The organism is Paenibacillus sp. JT22N15, assembly GCF_059383755.1.
On record NZ_JBXENV010000001.1, the window covers coordinates 319,385 to 341,631 of the forward strand.

Sequence of the window (22,247 nt, forward strand, 5' to 3'; positions counted from 1 at the left end):
TCATTATAAGATCGCTTACAAAACAAAAAAACTCTAACAATTTGCGGAAAGGTGTACTTTTTTACGGTATCAGGTTAATATTTCCTACACATTCATGCATTTATTTTTTAAATAACACTTGTCAAGCTCTTTACTATTCATGATATATTAATTAACAAGCGTTATAAAAGTCTATCGTCTATACCATGATCAGAAATTAAAGGAGGGTCCCGGTGGCGAGAGTGCCTTTGAGTGTAAAATATAAAATGATGCTTGTTCATACCATCGTCATTATGATTCCGATAATTGCTGTCCAGTGGTTGGCTTTTCAGGCGCTGAGCAGCAAGCTCTACGATAATGTTGTAGAGAGTAATCTCAATATTTTAGATGAAGCAAGCAACAGCCTGATCTTTCTTAATCTAAATGCACTGCAGCTGGAGGATAAAGGAAACGATCAGGTCCAGCAATTTATTTTATATGGCCTTGCCAATACCGCCATGGGAAAAGACAGCGACGTCATTATTAGCAACCATAGCGGGCAAACGTTATTTTCCACGAATAAGCATCTCGCTTCCAAGCATCTGCATGAACAAATTTTCACATCCAAGGAGGGCAAAGGCTCATTTACCGTCGATTATCTGCATGTCAAACGGGTCGTCTTCTATTCGTATAATGCTTTCGCAGACTGGTACATTATTGTGTACACGCCGGAATCATCCATTATGGAAAAGCTGTCGTACATTCATCATTTAATGGGTATTCTGATGCTTTCGAGCGGAATTATGTGCGTCGTGCTCATTATTATTCTATCGATCTACTATTCGGGACCGATTATTTTGTTAAATCGGAAAATGCGGCAATACGCCACCGGAAAAATCGAAATGATGCGCCCAAGTCGGCGCCAAGACGAGGTTGAGGAATTGGAGGGCTACTTCGAGGACATCGTTATTCGGCTGAAGGAAAGCGTAAATCGGGAATATGAGATGAAAATGAAATCCGATAAAGCGAAGCTGCTGGCGCTGCAAGCACAAATTAATCCGCATTTTCTCCATAATGCACTGGAAACGATCAATTCCATTGCCCTGATCCACCGTGTGCCGCTCATTTCAGAGCTTGCTCGCTCCCTGTCCCAGATGTTCCGCTACAATATTGTCAATGAAGAGAAGCTTGTGACAATCGATGATGAGCTTCATCATATTGAGCATTATTTGAAGGTTCAATTAATCCGCTTCGATCAAGCGATTCAAACGAAAATCGATATTGATCCCAACGTCCGAAAGAGCCGCACGATCAAATTCGTCCTGCAGCCTATTATTGAAAATAGCATTGTGCACGGCTTTCGAAATATAGACAAGGAAGGCTTTATTAACATTACCGGGTACTGCGAACGAAGCCGGGTTATTCTCACCATCCGCGACTCCGGCGAAGGCATGAGCGAGGAAGAAGTCCAGCAAATGAACGATAAGCTTGGCAATTTGGACATGTCGCTTAGCCTGGAGCAGGATTCGCAGGAATCGGCTGGGCATAATCGCGCTTATGAATACGGAATCGGCATATACAACGTCAATAACCGCATCAAGCTTGCTTTTGGCGAGCAATACGGCCTCACTTACCGCGCTATGGAGGAAGGACTGCTGGTCATCATTACATTGCCTTATCAACCGGAGGGATAATCATGTACAAGACTATCATTGTGGAAGATGAGCCATGGATTCGCAAAGGAATTGAAGAGGTTATCCCTTGGAATGAGCTGCCCCTGCTGCATGCTGGCAGCTTCCGCGATGGCCTGGAGGCGCTGGAATGGCTGGCTTGCAATGAAGCCGATATCGTCATTACCGATATTCGAATGCCCAAGGTGGACGGCATTGAAATGCTGGGCCGGATTGCGGCCACAAACGGCAAGCAGCCAAAATGCATCATTTTATCTGGATACGATGATTTTAGTTATGCTAAAAAAGCGATTGCTTACGGGGTTAAAGAATATTTGCTGAAGCCGATTAACCCCCAGGAAATAGCGCGCGCCATGGAGAAGCTGACCGCTGAACTAGACAAGGAAAGCAGCACGCGCAATATAGAGCTGAAAAATCGTGTTTGCGAAATTATTCTTGACGACACGACACTGGCTGCCTGCGAGGAGTTGCCTTATTCAAGCCTTTGTCTGCTGCTTGCGAATGAGCCGCTTCCGCAGCAAAGCGAGCTTCCGTTAGGGATTACCCTCATCGCCATTCCGCTTGGCTCGCATACGGTGTATTGCGCGGCTTCTGACGAGAAGGACAAGCTTGCCGAATGGCTGAAGCTCCTCCCTCCGTTTGAAGCTAATGCAGCAAGGGTATCCAGTGCTATTTTTAATGGGGATGCCCAGTCTTTGCAGCAAGCCTACCGAGAAGCCGAAAAACAACTGCATATGCTGCGTTGCTCGACTACCGCAAGTCAGGTGGGCTTGACGCCACAGGATGAGAACAGCTTTGCACTTTCGGTTCAGAAGGAAGGCAAGCAAGCGGTGTTAAAGCTGCTTGAGGAATATGAGCAGCGGTTCCACACCTTTGAGGAACGGTGGATTGTGTATTTGCAGCTCTGGATTTCTATCAGCAAACATGCAACGAGTCCTTCCTGCCTGGAAGGACTGCAATCGTTGAACGAGCTTAAACGCACGAACACGCTTGTGTCGCTGGCCGCTTGGCGTTCGCAGCAGCTTGAGCCCCTTATTGACAAGCTGGCAGATGGCGTGCTGGCGACGAATGGCTCCAGCTCCCATACCGCACTTAGCATTAAACGATATGTGGAACAAAACTATCGCAACTCTTCCCTGTCGCTGCTGGAGGCAGCCGAGCGCTTTCAGCTGTCCTTCTCCTATTTGAGCAGCTTATTCAAATCGCAATATGGCGTCAATTTCACTGTATTCGTTACAAACCTGAGGGTAGAGGAAGCTAAGCGAATGCTCTCCACCTCTAGGCAAACGGTCTATGAAATTGGCGAGCTGGTCGGCTTTAATGATGTGAAATATTTTGTTCGCGTCTTCAAGAAAGCGACGGGAATAACGCCCAGCTCCTATCGGGAATTAAATGGGAGCCTCTAATCGTCTTTTAACCACTAAAACGTACACCCAGCTTGAATATTTGGAATTTACCGCCGCCAGCGTTCCTCCTATCCTAGTTATATAAAGACAGTTGTATAACTTACCTGGAGGTGCATACGGCATGAAACGATTGCAAAATAAAGTAGCCCTTGTCACTGGAGCAGCCGGAGGAATTGGAGCCGCTATAGCCGCTGTCTTCGCAGCCGAAGGCGCCAAGGTTGTGCTGACAGACCTATCGGAAGCCGCGCTGAAAGAAACCGCTGAAGCTATTCGCGAAACGGGCGGCGATGTATACCCACTTGCTCAGGATGTCTCGTCGGAGCAACAATGGCAGCATGTGACCCTGCAGGCCGTCCATCGTTATGGAAAACTAAATATTTTGGTCAATAACGCAGGCATCGCTTCGCCCTTCAACGTGGAGGAGGAAACGGTGGAGCGTTGGGATAAGGTTCAGGCGGTCAACTCCCGCGGCGTGTTTCTAGGCATGAAATACGCCGTGCCTGAAATCCGCAAAGCCGGAGGCGGCTCGATCATTAATATTTCTTCGATTTTCGGCATCATTGGCGCAGGTGGAGAAGCTGCCTATCACGCCTCTAAGGGAGCCGTGCGGCTGCTGACAAAAACGACAGCGATCGATTTAGCCAAAGACTTTATTCGTGTCAACTCCATTCATCCCGGGATGATTGAAACACCGATGACCGAGCATAAACTGACCAATCCCGCGGGACTTGAAGCAGCCAAGCAGGTTACGCCATGGCCAAGGCTCGGCAAGCCAACTGACATCGCTTATGGCGCGCTGTATCTCGCATCGGATGAGTCGAGCTTCGTCACCGGCTCCGAGCTCGTCATTGACGGCGGCTGGGTTGCCCATTAATAAGTAGAGGAATCTTCTAGCTCAGCACTCCAAGTTATTTTTTTGTTTTGCCGGCTTTCTCCGTTTTTTCACTTTTATCGCTTATCTTATAGAGGCCGGCAAGCACATACAAACTAACTATAACCTTTAGGAGTGATTGAACGATGAAAAAACTAATCCCGATTACACTGGGCCTTGCCCTTACCTTCTCCAGCTCTGCATTTGCTGCACAAACGATAAATTCCGCAGCACCAGTCAAGACAGCTGCAGCGATTACGGCTTCCAGCCAAACAGCGATTAAAACAGCAACAAGCGGCGGCTTTACCGTCAAAACCGATCTGTTCGCCATCATTACTAGCCAACCGCTGCTCAAGCTGCTGAATGTAACGCGTGACGAACTGAACACTCAGCTGAAAGCGGGCAAAACGCTGGAAACGATTGCTAATTCGAAAGGCGTATCTACAGACAAGGTCATCAGCTGCTTAATGCAGATTCAAACGACCCAAATCGCAGCCAATGTCAAAGCAGGCAAGCTGACGCAAGCTAAATCGACCCAAGTCGTAAATGAGCTGAAAACACAAGTTAAAAAAGCCGTTCAGCAAAAGTACGTTACAACGACGACTACCACTACTACGACAAAAACAACGACGACGAGTAAAACTGCCGCAGATAGCAAAAGCAGCGCGGTAGACAATGTAAGGCTAAACGCAGCAGCCAAGGCGCTGGGACTTACCGAAGCGCAGCTTAAAAAACAGGCGGAAGCAGGCAAATCGATCGTCCAAATTGCCAGCCAGATTAAAACAGCCGGCGAGCATTTTGAATAACCCCGCTTGAACCTTTCCAGCAGCATCTCACGCAAGGCCGACTCTACTCGGTCTTGCGTTTTTTCGTGCCCTTCCATTTGAACGGAAAAATCGGTAAAATGGTAGAGAATTGTTCAGCAATATGGATAGCAAGCCCATTTTACAAATAGGAAGGAATAATTAAATATGATCATTCAACCTAAAACACGCGGTTTTATTTGTACGACAGCACACCCGGAAGGCTGCGCTGAGCAAGTCCTTCGTCAAATCAAGTATGTTGCATCCAAGCCAGCTATTGCAGGACCGCGCAATGTGCTCGTAATCGGCGCTTCGACAGGCTACGGTCTGGCATCGCGCATCGTTTCCTCCTTTGCAGCTGGCGCCAATACGATTGGCGTTTATTTTGACAAAGCCGCTGAAGGCGCGCGTACCGCTTCCGCAGGCTGGTACAACTCCGCTGCTTTCGAGAAAGCCGCTGCTGAAGCTGGCCGCAAATCGTACAGCATCGTTGGCGACGCTTTCTCTGATGAGATCAAAGCCCAAACGATTGACCTGATCCGCAGCGAACTGGGCAGCATTGATCTGGTCGTGTACAGTGTAGCTTCGCCTCGCCGTACCCATCCGAAAACCGGTGAAACCTTTTCTTCGGTCATTAAGCCGATTGGCGGAACCTATACGAACAAAACGGTTAACTTCCACAGCGGCGATGTAACGGAAGCAACGATAGAGCCAGCAACCGAGGAAGAAATCAGCCAGACGATTGCCGTTATGGGCGGCGAGGACTGGCAAATGTGGATCGACCAGCTTGAGGAAGCAGGCGTACTGGCAGACGGCGCAACGACTGTTGCCTACTCCTATATCGGACCGGAAATTACGCATGCGGTTTACCGTGAAGGAACGATTGGTTATGCTAAAAATGATCTCGAAGCAACGGCGAAGCGCCTGAGCGAGCAGCTCAGCACGAAAGGCGGACGTGCCTACGTCTCCGTCAACAAAGCGCTCGTTACCCAATCCAGTTCGGCGATTCCGGTTGTACCTCTGTACATTTCCGCGCTGTATAAGGTAATGAAAGAAAACGGAACGCATGAAGGCTGCATTGAGCAAATGTACCGCCTGTTCTCTGATCGCCTGTACAATGCTTCTGGAGAAACACTCGTTGATGACCGGGGTCTCATCCGCGTTGACGATTGGGAAATGAGACCTGAAATTCAAGCTGAGGTTGCAAAGCTATGGTCAGAGCTGACTACAGAAAATGTGTACGAGCTGTCCGACCTTGCTGGCTACCGCAAAGAGTTTTTCCAACTATTCGGCTTTGAAACCGACGGCATTGATTATGAAGCTGATGCCAATCCGGATGTTGCAATCCCTAACCTTCGTTAATCGCTAATACTAATAAGACAGCCTCCACACTTGCGTTAATCGCAGGCTTGGAGGCTGTTTTTGTATTTATATACCAGCTGCCAGCAAGTCAGGGGCTTGTTGCCTTTAAACGAAAACCCTCGTCCAAACTAACGCTAGCTTCCTAAATTGAACGAACTATGACTTGAATCTGACCTCCTTCAATGTATAATGGAATGTAGTAGTTTTTCGTAGCAAACTTAAGTTTACGCTTGCGAAATCGTTTTGCTGCGCAAAACTTAAGTTTATGCTTTCGAAGTAGTTTTGCTGCGCAAAACTTGAAGGAGGAGCACAATGCAGAAGGTAAAAATATTTTCGGGATCATCCAATCGCGCGCTTGCCGAGGAAATTTGTGGTTCACTCGGAATTCCGCTGGGCAATGTAGCGATATCCCGTCAGCAAAGCGGCGAAATTCACGTATCGTATGAAGAACCTATTCGGACATGCCATGTCTTTATTGTACAAGCGCTGTCCCATCCGGTTAATGAACATTTAGTGGAATTGATGATTATGATCGATGCGGCGAAGCGCGCTTCCGCCAAAACCATCAATCTCGTCATCCCTTATTATGGATATGCACGCCAGGAACGCAAATCCGCTCCTCGTGAGCCGATTTCCGCCAAGCTGGTTGCTGATGTGCTGACTACGGTCGGTGCTCACCGCATCATTACCGTGGATTTGCATGCAGATCCTATTCAAGGCTTTTTCGAAATTCCGGTCGATCATCTGACGGCTCTGGATCTCATTATCAGACATTTGAAAAGCCAAAATATCGTCAATCCCGTCGTCGTTTCGCCGGATGCTGGACGAGCTTCAACGGCTGAGAAGCTGGCGAACTATTTGGATTGCCCATTTGCGATTATGATCAAAAACCGCCCTGCCCACAACCAATCGGAAATTACCCATATTATTGGTGAAGTAGAAGGCATGACGCCGATTATTATTGAGGATCTGATCGATACAGGCAGCACCATCGTAAACGTCGTAGAAGCGCTCCACAAAAAAGGCGCCCATGACGCCTACGTTTGCGCGACGCACGGCTTGTTCTCGGCCAATGCTATCGAGAAGCTGACGCATCCGAACATCCGCCAGGTTGTTGTAACGGATACGATTGCGCTCAGCGATCATTCGGACAAGTTTTTCGTTCTGCCGATGTCGCCACTCATTGCAACCGCCATTAAGATCATTTCCGAAGGCGGCTCGCTCGATAAGCTCTTCAAAATCGGCGGCTAATCTTTTATAGCGATACATGCCGCAATAGCGGCAACGCAAAAACGCATTGGAGTGCTGCCAGCAAGCAGCCTTCCAATGCGTTTTATTATAAAAACTTAGTCAACCCACTGCACGATGTCCTCTAAAGGCAGCCTTGATTTTGGGCGCTTTGGCTCAGCGAGCCGGTAGCCAAAAGCGGCCATTACGGAAACTTCCATATTCCCGCCCTCCAGCAGCCCTTCCCCGTCCAAAATCGCATGCACCTGATCCAGATTAAAGCCTTCAATCGGACAGGAATCAATGCCAATTTGCGCAGCTGCGGTCATCATGTTGGCAAGCGGGATATACGTTTGCTTCGACGACCAATCCAGCAGCGTACGCTCATTATCCAGCAAATGCAGATCAGACTCCTGAAAAGCCTTGTAAATAACAGGAACCTTCTGATAAACTTCCTCGCGCATCCCTTTAACCTGCGTGTACATATACTTCATATATTCCGAATCATAGCGCACATTGCGGCGAGCTAGAATAACGATAAAATGGCTTGCCGTTTCCAGCTGTTTCTTCGCTCCCCAGGAAACTTCAGCCAGCTTCGCGCGCAGCGCCTGGTTTTGAATAATGATAAATTTCCATGGCTCCAGCCCAATGGAACTAGGGGACAGCCTGCCCGTTTCCAAAATAAAATGAAAATCCTCATCGGATATTTTTCGCTCGGGGTCAAATTCCTTCGTCGCATGCCTGAACCACAACGCGTCCAGGATCTGCTGTTTTTTTGCTTCGTAATCGTTCATGCTTCGCTTCCTTTCCAAACCGATAAATTAATCATAATGGAATTTTCGGCTTGAAACAAGGGGATGCCTTTATGCCGCCTGCCAGGCTCCTAACACTTGTGAACAGGCGAACAACGCCCGCCAGCATCAGCTTCCTGACAGTGGCGGCGTTGTTGAATAGCCATACATAGGCTTTAAATCGGCATATTATTTCTTACTGTGCTTGCCGCCAGCATATTTTGCCGTCCTTGCATCCTGAATGAGACCGCTCCAGTTCAGCCCGTAGCCGAAATCGTACGCATGGCCTGCTGTGTCCACATACACATCCATATCATGCGGCGTGTCTTCAAGCTGCTCTTCTACCGTCAACATGTCCCGCGGCATTTGGAATGGCAGCAGACCAGATGGCTCGGAAGCACCGATAAGCGTCTCCAGCAGCGCCTGCTCCTGCAAGCCAAAATGGGCAATAATAGCATCCGCTTCAGCTTCAAATTCAGCGACTACCGCTGGGTTGCTGAGCGTAATCGAAACGATAACGGGCTTGCCCTTCATTTTCGCTTTCGTGTCCAGCACCATATCCAGATCGGATTCATTGGCAACGGTAACCGTCTTCCCTTTGTAGCTGCGATTCAGCACATCGCGAGCATCGCCTGCAAGACTCGTCTCACGAGCATGTACAGCCGTATAAGGACGGTATTGAAGGCTGACCGGCACATAGCCATTTCCGCCCGCTTCGGCGTCTGCCTTGCTGTAGCCCATCGTGCTATGAGGGCTTTCGATACACACCAATGCGAAATCCGCCTGCTCAGGGTTGTCCGTCACGTCAAAATACTTCTGGACCGTATCCACACTAATTGGATAACCCTCGAAGGACGGTATCGGCAGGCCGAGCCAGCTCGCACCCTCCGGCCGGAACTTCCTAGGAATATAGACGGTCAGGCGCCCGCTTGCAGCAGGGAGCGGCAGCGTCTGCCCTTTATTTTTCAGCAGCACCATCGATTTCAGCTGGGCTTCATAGCCTGCCGCCATGAAAGTCGGGGAACCGACCGTCGCAGCCGTCTGCGCCACTTCCAAATAAGGATTTTCAAAGAGGCCAAGCCGAAAAATATTTTTAAGCAGCCGCACCGCCGATTGCTCGAAACGGCTGCGCATGAACGCCTCGCCATGCTGCTGCACGCCGATCTGATAAGCTTCAATAACCGGACCCGTCTCATTGTTGCCGCCAAATTGGTCTACGCCAGCCATGAGCAGCTTGTAATGGCGATCCGCTACGCTGTAGCCTTCCTCCACACCCCAGCAGCGGCCGCCGCTCATCAGCCTCGTAATGTCATCGCCTTCATCTGCAGTAATGCCCCAGTCTGTGCAGACGACGCCATCGTAGCCGTACTGCTCGCGCAGCAAATCGTTTATGAGGTAGCTATTGTAGGAGTTGCCGACATTTTCGCCATTAACCGGATCTTGTCCCTGCGAAATCGTATAGTAAGGCATAACCGCAGAAGCTTTTCCGGTCTTGCCCTCCAGCTTGAACGCCCCTTCCGTAAAAGGTCGCAAATGCTGCTCAAATTGCTCTCCTGGATAAACGGCATATTTGCCATAGCCAAAATGCGCATCACGGCCGCCTTCGCCCGAGCCGCCGCCCGGCCAATGCTTCACCATCGCATTCACGCTGTCATATCCCCAGCCTTCGGCAATTTCATGCTCACCCTCCGACGTCTGGAAGCCGTCAATATAAGCACGGCCCATATCGGTGGACAGCTGGGGATCTTCGCCGAAAGTCATGCCAAATCGGAACCAGCGCGGATCGGTGCCAATATCGACCTGTGGCGACAACGCCGTGCCAATGCCAAGTGCCCGATACTCCCTGGCTGCAACCTCGCCGAATTTTTTCGCTTCCTCCGGATCAAACGTAGCGGCAAGCCCCATCGTCTCTGGCCACATCGAGATGCTGCCGCCAGCTCCGGCATTAAATTCCTTCGTCGAATCCGTCGCATGCCGCGGATCGGAGCTCGTATTTACCGGAATGCCCAGCCCTAAGCCTTCAACGTACGCCTGCATCGTATTGTTCCACTGCGCCGCCGTTTCCGGGCTTTCCACCATCGTCAGCAGCACATGGCGCAAATGATCCTGCTCCAGAAAAGCAAGCTGCTGGTCCGTCAGCGCATGTGAGTCTGCACCACTGTCCGTGTAAGCTTTGCCCCCATAGGTGCCGGGGTGCCAGCCCAGGCTAGCCGGAACGGCCTGATGGCTGCTGTAGAGCATAAGTCCGGCAATTTGCTCGACGCTCATTTTTGAAGCGAGATCTTCGGCCCGCTCCTGCGGACTAAGGCGCCAATCCTCATATTTATCCAGCCTGCCATCCTTGTTCAAATCTTTAAAATAAAAGCCGTCCTGCTCCAAAATACGGACGCCGGACAAGGTGGAATAGCCGAGCTTCGGCCCATTTTTATTATGAATATATTGAATAGTCGTAGCCTGATCACGCTTGTCTGCCAAACCGATCCCATCCCTTCGCTTGCCTGTAGATGTCTTGCTCACCTTCTAAGTATAGCGAATTCCGCCCTGCCCAGGCTAATCGTATTCCGACTTTTTAGTTGTGATATTAAGACTATTATCAAGGTGAAACGGCTGTCGCCATCCTCTTGCAGCGCAGCGCTTTTCAATCCGAGAAATATAGAGAAAGGATAGCGTTACAATATCCTTTCCTATATTTAAGGATGAACCTAATAAATTCTTATATTTTGAAAAAAAGGCCGCAGAGCCTATTCGCGCTCCGCAGCCATTAGATGATCGGTCGGTGAATTCTGTTCCATCACCGTTTTATTAACCCAGCCCACTGCCTTATTCGCTTATTTCTCGAACAGGCTCTGCGCATCGTCAAGCGCCATGCTGTGACCTAGCGACGAATAATCGAGCCACTTTTGCCCGTCAAGCACATAGACATGGTTGTTCTTTACAGCTTTCAGATTGAGCCATACTGGATTTTGCTCCAGCTGCTCGAAATTCGCTTTCGCCTCATTGCCTTTGCTGATGATGACGAAAATCGCATCTGCGTCAAAATCAGGCAGCACCTCCTGCGAAATGACGGCATAAGGCTCATCCGTAATTTTTTCAACGCCCGTTGCCGGAGTCAGCCCCAAATCCTCGAACATAATCGGTCCTACCGGACGCTTCATGCCCATGACGCGAAGCTCCTTCGCTGTTGTGCGAATCGCCATCACCTTGGCATCAGCGCCAAGCTTGCTGTTAATAAGCGACTTCACGCTATCCGCTTTCGCTTCATAATCTTTAATAAACTGCTCCGCTTCCGCCTGCTTGTCGACATGCTCGGCAATCCGCTTTAAATGCTCTCTCCAAGTGCCATTATCCATATCGATGGAAATCGTCGGGGCAATTTTCTCGAATTTGGCGAGGTCTGCACCGGAGTACACTTCATCGATGTAGATAACATCAGGCTTCAGCGCCAGCACAGCTTCCATATCCGGATCTGTAACAACGCCAAGCTTCGCCGTGCCTTCCAGACGATCCGCCACATGTGGCAGGAAGTCCTTCACGTCGCCGCCGACAACCGAGCCAGCTGGTTTAATTCCTAGAGCAAGCAGATTGTTCGTAATATGAATCGACATGGAGGCAATTTTCACATCAGGGCCATGCGGCTCCACTTGTTCAGCGCTTGGTGAAGCACTCGCTTCTGCAGCAGCTTCGGCCCCTTGGCCTGCATTGCTCCCATTCGTGCTTTGTGGCGAGGCAGCCTGTCCACAAGCCGCCAGCATTGCCACGACAATTAGGCTGATTAGCGTCAGCAGCGCTTTAGAAGAAAACCGTGATTTTTTCATAACTCGTTAAGTCCCCCATATTCATCGTCTGAACGTCCGTTCAGCGTCTACTGTTAGTTATTGAAAAACCTTTCCTTACCTATCCGATCTACCCTTCTTCACTTAACTGCCCTGCTCAAACTTTCTTCCTGAACAGCATGTACAGAAAATATGGCCCGCCAATAAGGGCAACGATGACACCGGCTGGAATCGCATTAGGCTGAAAAATAGACCGTCCAATCGTATCCGCAGCTACGAGTATCACAAGCCCGATGCTAGCCGCCGCCGGCAAAAAATAGCGATGCTGAGGACCCGCTAGCCTGCGTGCCAAATGCGGAGCTACAAGACCAATAAAGCCAATACCGCCGGTCATGGAGACGCTGGCGCAGGACAAAGCTACGGCAAGAATAATCATAAGCAGCCGATTTCGCGTAACGCTGCTGCCTACGCCTGAAGCGATTTCATCGCCAAAGCTGAACAAATCCAGCGTCTTCGATTTTAAGTAAATGATCGGCATCAAAATAACGATCCACGGCAGCAGTGCCCAGACGTTGATCCAATCTCTGCCCCACACGCTTCCCGCGAGCCAACGAGCAGCGAAAGCATACGTATCCGGGTCAAGCTTAAGGGATAGGAACAACGTAATCGCACTTACGCCTGCTTCTACCGCAATCCCTACAAGAATGAGCCGAATCGGCATAATTCCCCGCTGCCTGTCATACGCCAGCAAAATAATGATGATGGCGATCACGCTGCCTCCGGCAAACGTGAACATCGGAATAAGCATCGCAAGCGAGCCCTCCATCGTCCGAAAGAAGGAGACAAATACGATTAGCCCGAAGGCTGCTCCGGCATGCAGGCCCAATATGCCCGGATCAGCCAGCGCATTGCGCGATACGCCCTGCAGCACCGCTCCGGCTACGCCAAGCCCGATGCCGCCAAGCATCGTGACAATGATGCGCGGCAGCCGGTAGTCGAATAAAATCATCTGCTCCTCCGTCGTTCCCCCGCCCAGAAGCGTCTGCCAAACCGCAAGCGGCGATAAGCGAATCGTCCCTGTGTTTAAGCCAATCATAATGACCACAATAGCCAAAATAAACATGACGATGCTTACCGTAATCGCTCTGCGAGCTCGGTATGCCGATTGATCCATGACTACAGCTCCCTCCTCTCTTTACGTGCTAAATAGAGGAAAAATGGAACGCCGACCATAGCGACCATTGCGCCAATGGCAAATTCCCGCGGCGGATTGACCATACGCGAGGCATAATCAGCCCAGACGAGCAGGCTTCCGCCAAGCAGCGCCGAAAACGGCAGCACAAACCGGTAATCGACGCCAACGATTCGGCGGGCAATATGCGGGATAACAAGCCCGACAAAAGCGATAGAGCCGGCAGCCGACACCGAAGCTCCTGCCAACACTACAGCAATGAGCAGGCCGAGTATGCGGATGCGGGCTGTTTTAATGCCCAGTCCCGTCGCCGCTTCTTCACCAAGAGAGAGAAACGTAATGGGGCGTCCGAGCAGCATTGCACCTGCCAGGCCAGCAAGTATAACGGGGGCCAGCAGCTTCAAATGCATCCACTTAATTCCCGCTACACCGCCTGCATACCAGAACGCCAAATCCTGGCTGAGGTCAAAATAAATCGCAATGCCAGAACTGAGCGAATGCAAAATAGCAGCAACAACAGCGCCAGCAATCGTCAGCCGCAGCGAAGTAAGCCCGCCCGGAGCCGCCGAGCCCAGCAGCATGATGAACAAGGTGCTTAAAGCAGCGCCGACGAAGGAGAGCAGCATTAATTGCGAATAGGATAACGCTGGAAGCAGCGCAAAGCAAAGCGCTACAACGAAAGCCGCCCCGGCATTTACGCCCAGCAAGCCCGTATCCGCCATTGGATTGCGGGTTACCCCTTGCATAATAGCTCCGGCTACAGCAAAGGCCATGCCCGTAAGTGCTGCGCCCAATACGCGCGGCAGTCTCAGCTCATGTATAATTTGATGCGGCGTCAAGCTGGCATTATAATCGAAAACAGCCGTCCAAACCGTATGCAAATCTATTTCCTTCGCGCCACCCGACACCGCTATAAACAGTGAGAACACAAGCCATGCGCAGCCTGCAATAAGCGATAAACTAATCGTATATCCTTTGTTCCATTTCATACGCTTTTACCCGTAAAGCCTCCTCGAATACCAATATTGATAATCATTATCATCTTCTTCATTATAACGATTCCCGCTTTCCCGTACATGACATAATTCAAGATTGCCATATGGATTATTCTCAGGTTTACAGCGATAATCTATTCGGTGAAAGCAGCAATTTGCTCGCTTCCTCCAACTGCAAATCTATGCCATAAGGAGCGTAGACGATCCATTTTGTTTTATCAAGGAAATAGACACGATCATTTTTCATGGCTGGAAAGCTTCTCCACACCGCATTCGTTTTCAGCAATTCTACGAGAAGCTTATGCTCCGCCTCGTTCGAGAAAGCGAGAAATAAATAATCGGCCTCATAACCGGCCAGCTCCTCAGGTGTTATCGAAACCCAGTTGAAGCCCGTTCCCGGCGCTTGCTGCGCGAGCTTCTCACGGATTTTAGCAGGCGGTGAAAGCTGCAGCGAGCGATAAAGCACATGCCCAATGTTGCGGGTGCCATAAATGCGCAGCTCCCCCTGGCGTGCGACGCAAATCGTCGCTGTCGTGCCTATGGAAAAAGAGCGCAGCAAGCTTCTGCGGATCTGCTCCGCCTTGCGTTCATGGCGATCCAGCCATTTTCGCGCAGCCTCCTGCTTGCCCGTCAGTTCGGCCAGCTCATGCATATGGCTGTATATATCCATCGTTGTCCAAGGTATGCCTACAATTGGCGCTACGTCACTCACATGCTTGAGCGCCTTCGCCAGCACATTATCTTTGCAAATAAACAAATCCGGCTGCACTTCAAGAAAGATTTGGCGCCCGATTTCCCAAGGATCGACCGCATGCTTTGGCAGTTCCAGCTCCCTTGTCACAATAGGCAAATGCCTATGAACCTGGGCCGCGCATATGTCCAATCCCAACGTAAATAGATGATCCGTATAGGCATAGGAAAGCGAGCTTATTTTCAATTCCCGATTCCGCGTGTAAACCGTCGGCGCATAACCGCTCGTTGCCTTAAAGCGGCGGCTGAAATAAAATTCGTCCCCATAGCCGACATCCCCGGCAATATCATGAATCGGCTTATCAGTCAGCAGCAGCAGCTCCTTCGCCTTATTCATCCGCAGATCGGTTAGAAAAGCGACCGGCGTCTTATTCATCACTTTTTTGAACACCTGAGAATAATAGGACGGGTGCAGCTGGGCAATTTCAGCAAGCTTATCCACTCGAATGTCTTCGCGAAAATGGGTCTGCATATAGCGCAGCGTCAGCCCCAGCCGCTCTTCTAAATCATTCGCCGCAGCGGGAGCCGCATGTGCAATAAAGCTCTCCAGCATTTCGTGCAAATAATGCTGCTCCAGAAAACGGCTTTTCCCCTGCCTCGTGCTTTCTTCTGCCGTTAGCAAATAGAGCAGCCGCTTGAAGCGGCTTCCCTTAAGCTTTATCAGCCCTTCCACAGGGAACTCCAGCTCTCGCTCATACTCCCGCTGATGCTCGCTGCTCACCTTCATGCGAAACATATCAAAAACAACCCAGTGCAGCTCTACTGGCGCAGCTGTGCTAAGAGATAGTTCAATCGTTGTATCCGGAGAAAAAAGATAATAACCATCGCGGGCAAGCGTTTCGCGTTCCCCGTTTATCGTAACCTCTCCCTTGCCCTTCACCACATAAAGCAGAGTATGGCTTGAAAGCGGAAGTCCGCCCTCCGCCCAGACCGGAGGACACGAGGCTTGCCTTGATTGTTTAATTTCCAGTAATGTATCGTTCAAAAATGTCGTCATTCCCTGTGCTCTCCCTCATTGCAGCGTATGCTGCTTTTCATTATATAGAAAAACAGCCCTGCTAGCACGACTATCCAAGGGGAAAGCACAAACGTCCATCTGCATACAATTTGCCTGTGCTGGAAAAAATAGCTGAACCGAATGAATCGACAGAGAGGAAGTCTACAGCTATGCCTGACAACAATACAGAGCAAAATATACCGCATAGCGACCGCATTAGCACCGATTTAAAGGAAAACCTAGCAAAAATTCAGCAGCTTTTTACCGAAACCCCCGATATGGTTTCCCGCCATCTGACCATTAAACAATCAGGCAAACAGGCTTTGCTGATCTATATCGACGGGTTAAACGACAAAGCGGCGATTAATGACGATGTTCTCCGTCCACTGCAGCAAGAGATGGGCGAGAACAGTCAGGAAATTGCCGTCACCGTCGGTCATGTAGAGCATTTATACAGCTGGGAGAAAGCAGAGATCGGGCTTTTTCAGGGGAACAGCCTGTTATTTATTGATGGCAGCGAGCGGACCTACTCCCTCGATACAAAGGGATGGCCGCAGCGAAATATCGAAGACCCTCAGCTCGAATCATCGCTGAAGGGCGCACATCAGGGCTTTCTTGAGACAGGCGATTTAAACATCGCACTCATTCGCCGTTATCTCCCCCACCGCGGACTCAAAATCAAACGGCTCATGGTTGGCGAGAGAGGACAAACGACCGTTTCCATTTTGTACATCGAGGATATTGCCAACGAGAAGTATATGGCTCAGCTGGAACAGCGAATTCGGCAAATCAATGTCGATGCCATCATTAATACAGGCGAGCTGGGCGAATTTATCGAGGATAATCCTTTTTCGTTGTTTCCGCAGCTCATAACGACGGAGCGGCCTGATACGACTGCTTCCCAGCTGCTGCAAGGACGCTGCGCGGTTGTCGTCGACCGTTCCCCAAACGTGTTGATTGCTCCCGTAACCTTCATGTCCTTCTTTCAAAATATTGACGATTACAGCTCGCGCTGGACGATTGCGACATTTCTTCGCCTGCTGCGAATGTTCGCTTTTTTTATGGCAGCATTTTTGCCCGCCTTTTATATTTCCGTCGTTTCCTATCACTTTGAAATCATCCCGCTCAAGCTGTTGCTGACGCTTGGGGAATCAAGGGGGCAGGTTCCTTTTCCCCCGTTTGTGGAGGCGATATTAATGGAAATTACACTGGAGCTGCTGCGGGAAGCTGGGATAAGGCTGCCTGCGCCAGTCGGACAAACGGTCGGCATCGTCGGCGGTATCGTTATTGGACAAGCGGTTGTGCAGGCCGGGCTTATCAGTAACGTCATGGTTATTGTCGTCGCTTTTACGGCCATTTCATCCTTTATTCTGCCTAACTATGACATGGTAGCAGCGGTGCGGCTTATCCGTTTTATTTTAATGATACTAGCGTCCATGTTCGGATTTGTTGGCCTCGTCATTGGGCTCATGACTTTGATCGGTCATATTTTGTCGCTCAAATCGCTTGGCACCGCCTATGGAACCCCGATTGGTCCAGTCAGACTGGCTGACTTGAAGGACACAATTGTAAGGGTTCCCCTGTGGCTCATGGACAAGCGTCCGTTAAGTACGGCTCCTAAACAGTCAATAAGGCAAAGACAAAGCCGGATCAAGGAGGACACAGAATGAATAGCTACGTGGGAAAGCAAATCACGCTTTTCCAGTTTATCTCCATTATTTCGGGTAGCCAGGTGAGCGTGGCAGTATTAAACTTGCCCAGAAAGCTCTCGGAGGCTGCGGATACGGACGGCTGGATCGCCCTGATTATCGGCTGGGCGCTAAGCCTGATTGCTGGACTGGCGATTGTTGGGGTCATGAAATATTATCCGAACGGCACCTTATTCGACCTGCTTTCGGAATATATGGGACGGTGGGCCGGGGTATTGGCTGCTATGCTGTTTGCGCTATATTTTTTTTACCTGATGTATGATGGGCTTGTTCGCACGATTCTCGTAACGAAAACCTGGCTGCTGCCAACTACGCAATCATTCGTGCTCATGCCGCTGCTGCTCATTCCGGCCTATTCGATTGTCCGGCACGGCATACGCAACGTTGCGAGATACGCTGAGCTGATCATTTGGATATCGCTCTGGATTCCTTTTGTGTACATATATACGCTCAAACATGCGCACTGGGTATATTTGCTGCCTCTACTCAAGGAAGGCTGGCTGCCCATTCTCAGCGCGGTAAAAGCGACGATTTATCCTATGCTGGGCATGGTATCCATTTTCATTCTGTATCCACATTTGAAGTATAAGGAGTATGCTACCAAAGGCATTGTAATTGCAAATTCCATTACGATGCTGTTGTATTTGTTCGTCACAATTATTTGTTACGTCTATTTCAGCCCGGAGGAATCCCATCTCTACAATGATCCTGTCATCAGTGTATTGAAATCGATTGAATTCAAATTTATTGAACGCATTGAGATTCCATTCATCTCCTTCTATCTGTTCATTTTCTCGCTTATTTGGATCCCAATGATGTATCTGCTTACCTATTGCATAGCTTGGATATTCAAGCGGGAGAGCATTGGCATCCCCTTGCGGCTGCTGATTATCCTGCTGGCAGTCGGGACGTTTTTTTATTTTCCGACCTACAATAAAAACAACTTTCTGGTCAGACAATTATTTTGGGTTGGGCTGATAATGGAATATATTTTTCCAGTATGCCTGCTTTGCTATTTATGGCTAAGCAAGTTTTGGAAGGAAGAAAGGAGCAGCCTATGAGCTCATCCATCACCCGGATAACACTGTTTATTGTTATCATGCTCCTCCTGTCTAGCTGCAGCGACCAACTAAATTTGGAAAATGCCACTACCCCGCTTGTGCTGGGGATGGATTTGGATAAAAATAAAAAATTCCATTTTTATTTGACCGCACCTGTATTCAGCAATCGCATCAAGAAGAAGAGCATGGAAATGACCGGAACGGCTAAGACGCTGAGACAGTCCAGGTCGGAGCAGGACGCTCAGACGGCTGGATCCACTCAAGGGCGCAATTATCAGGTCATTCTGCTTGGCAGGCGAATGCTGAATTATGAGGGCTGGTTTCAAATGCTCGACGTCATCTATCGCGATGCCCGAAATACAGTTACGGACCGGGTCATTGTCGTTGACGGCTCCGTTCCAGAGATGCTGTATTTGAATCCACCGGATCAGCCGATGCTACCTATTTTGCTCCGCGGCATGGTAGACTCCACTAGTTCCCATTCGGAAACGGTCAGTACGACGGCGCATGAGCTTCACCGACAATTTCTTGATAAGGGAATAACCCCCTATTTCTCACAGGTCAAAATCATTGGCGGCAAAGTTCGAATTCAGGGAACGGCACTCGTATCGAAAGCAGGCATATACAAAGGGATGCTCGATGCACAGGAAACGGTACTGCTGCGCATTTTGCAGAAAAATGCGTTACCAGGCTTTAGCCTTTCCTATCAGCTGCCGGAGGAGCCGAAAAAATCGCCGTTTTCCACGAATACGGTCAGCTTTTCTGCAGGAAAGGTCAAAACCAAAATTAAAACCAGCTTTAAAAACAACCGCTTCAAATATGATATAAAAGTAAGCATGGTTGTTGGCCTATCCGAGCATCTTTTCCCCTTCGATGTATTTAATGACAGCAAGCTGCTGGAGGACATGATCGGCCAGCAGGTGACCGATCACTTCAAAGCGCTTATTGCCAAATTCCAAAAGCTCAAGGTCGATCCAATCGGACTTGGAGTGTACGCAAGGGCGTATGAGTACAAAGCGTTCAAAAAAGTAGAGGATGATTGGGCAGAAGCGCTGTCGCAAGCCGACATTACCGTATCTGCGAAAGTCACAATCTCTTCGATGGGTCCGATAAAATAAACAAAGCAGGCTGCCGTCACTGGCAGCCTGCTTTCAATTGCTGTTTAAGAGAATTTAGCCTGATGCCTACCGTCTTAAACCTGCTTAATAATATCGAGCTTATCTCCCGGGGCCATCACTTTGCCGATGAGGCCGCGCGCTTCCAGCGCTTCCACAAAGTTTTGCGCATCCTGTCTGATTGGCTCAAATGTATTATAATGAACCGGAACGACCAGCTTGGCCCGGTACCACTCTGCTGCCTGCAAGGCTTCCTCCGGTCCCATCGTAAAGTGATCACCAATCGGAATAAAGGCAACATCAATGACCTCATGTTCGCCAATCAGCTTCATATCGCTGAACAATGCAGTGTCGCCGACATGCAATATCGTCAGCCCTTCAGCGCGAATGACATAGCCCGAAGCCAGCCCGCCGTATGTAATCGTCTGCTTTTCTTCGTCAATAATGCCTGAAGTATGAATAGCTGGTACCATTTTGGCCTGCGCAAAGCCTAAATCGACGGTGCCTCCAATATTCATCGGTATCGTCTGTACACCTTTCCATGACATATAAGCCGCTAGTTCAAAATTAGCTACAACAGGAGCATCATTTGCTTTAGCTATTGGCGCCGCATCCAAAATATGATCTTGATGAGCGTGTGTCAGAAGGACAGCATTCACTTTAATATCTTCGGGTTTCGTAACTGCCTGCCCATTTCCACTTATGAACGGATCAATAATCAGCGACTTGTCCCCTGTTATGAGCTGCACAGCAGAATGTCCATGATAAATAATTTGCATCGCTTCCTGCACTCCTTTAACGATAAGTTTGCTTGAAGTCCTCGTTTCCATATTACGCTCCTGCCTGCCGAGTTGCAACCTGTCACGCTGAGCGGAGCCTTGAATAGGCGTGAAGGGCAAGCAAAAGGCGGCCAAACGATAACAATCGCTTGCCGCCCGCCATGCTTGATGAAGAAGCTTTATAATGAAAAAAGTTTATTTTTTGCTGCTATCCTAGCTTAGTCCTTCAAGAATCCGATCCTGAATGATCGAGTCATCCTCAACAATCGTTGCTCCGGCCTTCATAATATAAATAATGCCTCCAAAAAAACAAGCCGTAAGAATCAAAAAACACAACATCGCTCACACCCCCTTGAACTATTTCCTCTACCCTTATTATAGGAGAGTATTGGGGGCAGTGGCGCAGGAGAATTTAACAGGATGGTGAACATCTGCTGCTGTCTGCACATGAATTTGTACAAACCCAAATTAGCTTTGAATTTTATCCATTGTACAACTGGCCGCAATCTATTATGCTAGTCGACGATAATGATTATCAATATCTTTGAGACGATGCAGGAGGAGAACCACAATGAAACAAGCAGGACGCATTATTTCTTTACTTACTACTGTCGCATTAATGGGGGCATTATTGTTGGCATGCGGAAGCAACACGGAGCAGTCGGCTGCTGAGCAGGCAAGCACCGCTCCTACTACAGAAGCGAGCAGCTCACCAGCTGCCGAAAGCCCAGCGGCTTCAGCAGAAGCTGAAACGGGAACGCGCATTTTCAAAGACTGGACAGGCCATGGGGTTGAAGTTCCGGTTACGCCTCAACGCGTTATTTACCATGGCGAGACGACAGGCGATTTGCTTGCGCTTGGCGTTACACCTATCGGGGTGATGAAAAACACAGAAGGGTCCGTCTACGAGGAGCAAATTAAAGATGCGGAAGATGTTGGCTTTCCAATCAGCGTTGAAAAGTCATTGTCGCTTTCTCCTGATTTGATCATTTTCGGCAACTCAGATGACGCCCAATATGAGGCGCTTGCCAAAGTCGCACCAACCATTACCTTTGATACGTTTGCTCCGCTTGAGGACCGCATGCGCATTTTGGGCGATCTGCTTAATAAGAAGCAGGAAGCCGAGGATTGGATTGCCCAATATACAGCGAAAACAAAAGAAATGTGGGCTATGCTGCACGAGAACGGCTTGAAAGAAGGAGAAACAGCTTCCGTCTTCACAATGTATCCAGGCAACCGCCTGTTCATTATGGCCAATGCCGGACTTCCACAAGCGGTTTACAACGAGGACGGCTTCAAGCCGACTCCGTTAATCCAGGAAATTATTGACGCTGGCGAAGGCTTCCGGGAAATCTCTTCGGAAATTTTGCCTGAAGCTGCAGGCGATCGTATTTTCATTTTGAACCCTGTACCTGAAGATGCCAAGAAAGATACGGAAGAATTGCTGAAAAGCACCATTTGGAAAAACCTCCCTGCTGTAAAAGAAGGAAAAGTATACTACTTTGACATTCAGAAAGCATCCAGCGACGCAACTTCCCGCGACTGGCTCATTGACGCGCTGCCAGCAGAAATTTTGAAAAAATAACGTTTAACGCGCAAGCTTCGTTACAAATAATAAACGATACAGGTCGAGTTACAGGGCATGATTTAGCCCTGGCTCGGCCTGTTTTCTTTTTCGTCCATTCGCTTCCCCTCCATTCTATGGCATAATGAAAGGAAACAATGCAATCCTATTGCTAATGAACTTAAAAGTAAGGAGTTCCGCTC

At 49.3% G+C, this 22,247-nt stretch carries 18 protein-coding genes; 10 read left to right on the forward strand and 8 right to left on the reverse strand.

Annotation, left to right across the window (positions count from 1 at the left end; genetic code table 11):
- Positions 1–212: 212 nt before the first annotated feature.
- The 6 genes from AC50X8_RS01405 (at position 213) to AC50X8_RS01430 (ending at position 7,342) form a co-directional block, all read left to right on the forward strand.
- A complete protein-coding gene (locus AC50X8_RS01405; RefSeq protein ID WP_056029721.1) occupies positions 213–1,652 on the forward strand; it encodes a sensor histidine kinase in 1,440 nt (479 codons plus the stop codon).
- 2 nt (positions 1,653–1,654) lie between these two features.
- Positions 1,655–3,055 (forward strand): response regulator transcription factor, encoded by a 1,401-nt coding sequence (locus tag AC50X8_RS01410; RefSeq protein WP_056029724.1) that lies wholly within the window; start codon positions 1,655–1,657, stop codon positions 3,053–3,055.
- 121 nt (positions 3,056–3,176) lie between these two features.
- Complete coding sequence (locus AC50X8_RS01415) at positions 3,177–3,929, forward strand: glucose 1-dehydrogenase (RefSeq protein ID WP_056029727.1); 753 nt, start codon at positions 3,177–3,179, stop codon at positions 3,927–3,929.
- A gap of 143 nt (positions 3,930–4,072) precedes the next feature.
- The gene (locus AC50X8_RS01420) at positions 4,073–4,732 is read left to right on the forward strand and encodes a hypothetical protein (RefSeq protein WP_056029730.1); all 660 of its coding nucleotides are present in this window, start codon (positions 4,073–4,075) and stop codon (positions 4,730–4,732) included.
- Between the two features lie 165 nt (positions 4,733–4,897).
- On the forward strand, positions 4,898–6,091 hold the full coding sequence (gene fabV / locus AC50X8_RS01425) for an enoyl-ACP reductase FabV (protein WP_056029733.1): 1,194 nt from the start codon (positions 4,898–4,900) through the stop codon (positions 6,089–6,091).
- A 312-nt stretch (positions 6,092–6,403) separates the two neighbouring features.
- On the forward strand, positions 6,404–7,342 hold the full coding sequence (locus tag AC50X8_RS01430; RefSeq protein ID WP_056029736.1) for a ribose-phosphate diphosphokinase: 939 nt from the start codon (positions 6,404–6,406) through the stop codon (positions 7,340–7,342).
- Between the two features lie 95 nt (positions 7,343–7,437).
- On the opposite strand, the gene AC50X8_RS01435 is transcribed toward AC50X8_RS01430, so the two are convergent.
- The 6 genes from AC50X8_RS01435 to AC50X8_RS01460 form a co-directional block, all read right to left on the reverse strand.
- Positions 7,438–8,112: an NAD(P)H-dependent oxidoreductase gene (locus tag AC50X8_RS01435; protein WP_494878225.1), complete on the reverse strand. Its 675-nt coding sequence runs from the start codon at positions 8,110–8,112 to the stop codon at positions 7,438–7,440.
- 186 nt (positions 8,113–8,298) lie between these two features.
- The gene (locus AC50X8_RS01440; RefSeq protein ID WP_494878674.1) at positions 8,299–10,590 is read right to left on the reverse strand and encodes a glycoside hydrolase family 3 protein; all 2,292 of its coding nucleotides are present in this window, start codon (positions 10,588–10,590) and stop codon (positions 8,299–8,301) included.
- A gap of 347 nt (positions 10,591–10,937) precedes the next feature.
- Entirely contained in the window at positions 10,938–11,924 is a 987-nt protein-coding gene (locus AC50X8_RS01445) for an iron-hydroxamate ABC transporter substrate-binding protein (protein WP_494878227.1), read from the reverse strand.
- A 115-nt stretch (positions 11,925–12,039) separates the two neighbouring features.
- Positions 12,040–13,056, reverse strand: a complete 1,017-nt coding sequence (locus AC50X8_RS01450; RefSeq protein WP_494878229.1) for a FecCD family ABC transporter permease — start codon at positions 13,054–13,056, stop codon at positions 12,040–12,042.
- 2 nt (positions 13,057–13,058) lie between these two features.
- Entirely contained in the window at positions 13,059–14,063 is a 1,005-nt protein-coding gene (locus AC50X8_RS01455; protein WP_494858180.1) for a FecCD family ABC transporter permease, read from the reverse strand.
- 127 nt (positions 14,064–14,190) lie between these two features.
- Positions 14,191–15,816 (reverse strand): helix-turn-helix domain-containing protein, encoded by a 1,626-nt coding sequence (locus AC50X8_RS01460; protein WP_056029752.1) that lies wholly within the window; start codon positions 15,814–15,816, stop codon positions 14,191–14,193.
- 170 nt (positions 15,817–15,986) lie between these two features.
- Here AC50X8_RS01460 and AC50X8_RS01465 point away from each other — a divergent pair, with 170 nt between their 5' ends.
- Genes AC50X8_RS01465 through AC50X8_RS01475 form a run of 3 tightly spaced genes read left to right on the forward strand, consistent with a single transcriptional unit; the run spans position 15,987 to position 19,704 of the window.
- The gene (locus tag AC50X8_RS01465; protein ID WP_494878676.1) at positions 15,987–17,486 is read left to right on the forward strand and encodes a spore germination protein; all 1,500 of its coding nucleotides are present in this window, start codon (positions 15,987–15,989) and stop codon (positions 17,484–17,486) included.
- On the forward strand, positions 17,483–18,586 hold the full coding sequence (locus AC50X8_RS01470) for a GerAB/ArcD/ProY family transporter (RefSeq protein ID WP_494878232.1): 1,104 nt from the start codon (positions 17,483–17,485) through the stop codon (positions 18,584–18,586). Before AC50X8_RS01465 ends, AC50X8_RS01470 begins: the two co-directional genes overlap by 4 nt.
- The gene (locus tag AC50X8_RS01475) at positions 18,544–19,704 is read left to right on the forward strand and encodes a Ger(x)C family spore germination protein (RefSeq protein ID WP_494878234.1); all 1,161 of its coding nucleotides are present in this window, start codon (positions 18,544–18,546) and stop codon (positions 19,702–19,704) included. The genes AC50X8_RS01470 and AC50X8_RS01475 overlap by 43 nt, the downstream gene beginning before the upstream one ends.
- A gap of 74 nt (positions 19,705–19,778) precedes the next feature.
- Here the strand turns inward: AC50X8_RS01475 and AC50X8_RS01480 are convergent, their stop codons facing one another.
- Positions 19,779–20,480: a metal-dependent hydrolase gene (locus tag AC50X8_RS01480; RefSeq protein WP_056032784.1), complete on the reverse strand. Its 702-nt coding sequence runs from the start codon at positions 20,478–20,480 to the stop codon at positions 19,779–19,781.
- 213 nt (positions 20,481–20,693) lie between these two features.
- Positions 20,694–20,819 carry a hypothetical protein gene (locus tag AC50X8_RS01485; RefSeq protein ID WP_257790756.1) on the reverse strand — a complete coding sequence of 42 codons (126 nt, stop codon included), beginning with the start codon at positions 20,817–20,819 and terminating at the stop codon, positions 20,694–20,696.
- Positions 20,820–21,051: 232 nt separating this feature from the next.
- Here AC50X8_RS01485 and AC50X8_RS01490 point away from each other — a divergent pair, with 232 nt between their 5' ends.
- Positions 21,052–22,065 carry an ABC transporter substrate-binding protein gene (locus AC50X8_RS01490; RefSeq protein ID WP_056029763.1) on the forward strand — a complete coding sequence of 338 codons (1,014 nt, stop codon included), beginning with the start codon at positions 21,052–21,054 and terminating at the stop codon, positions 22,063–22,065.
- Positions 22,066–22,247: the final 182 nt, after the last annotated feature.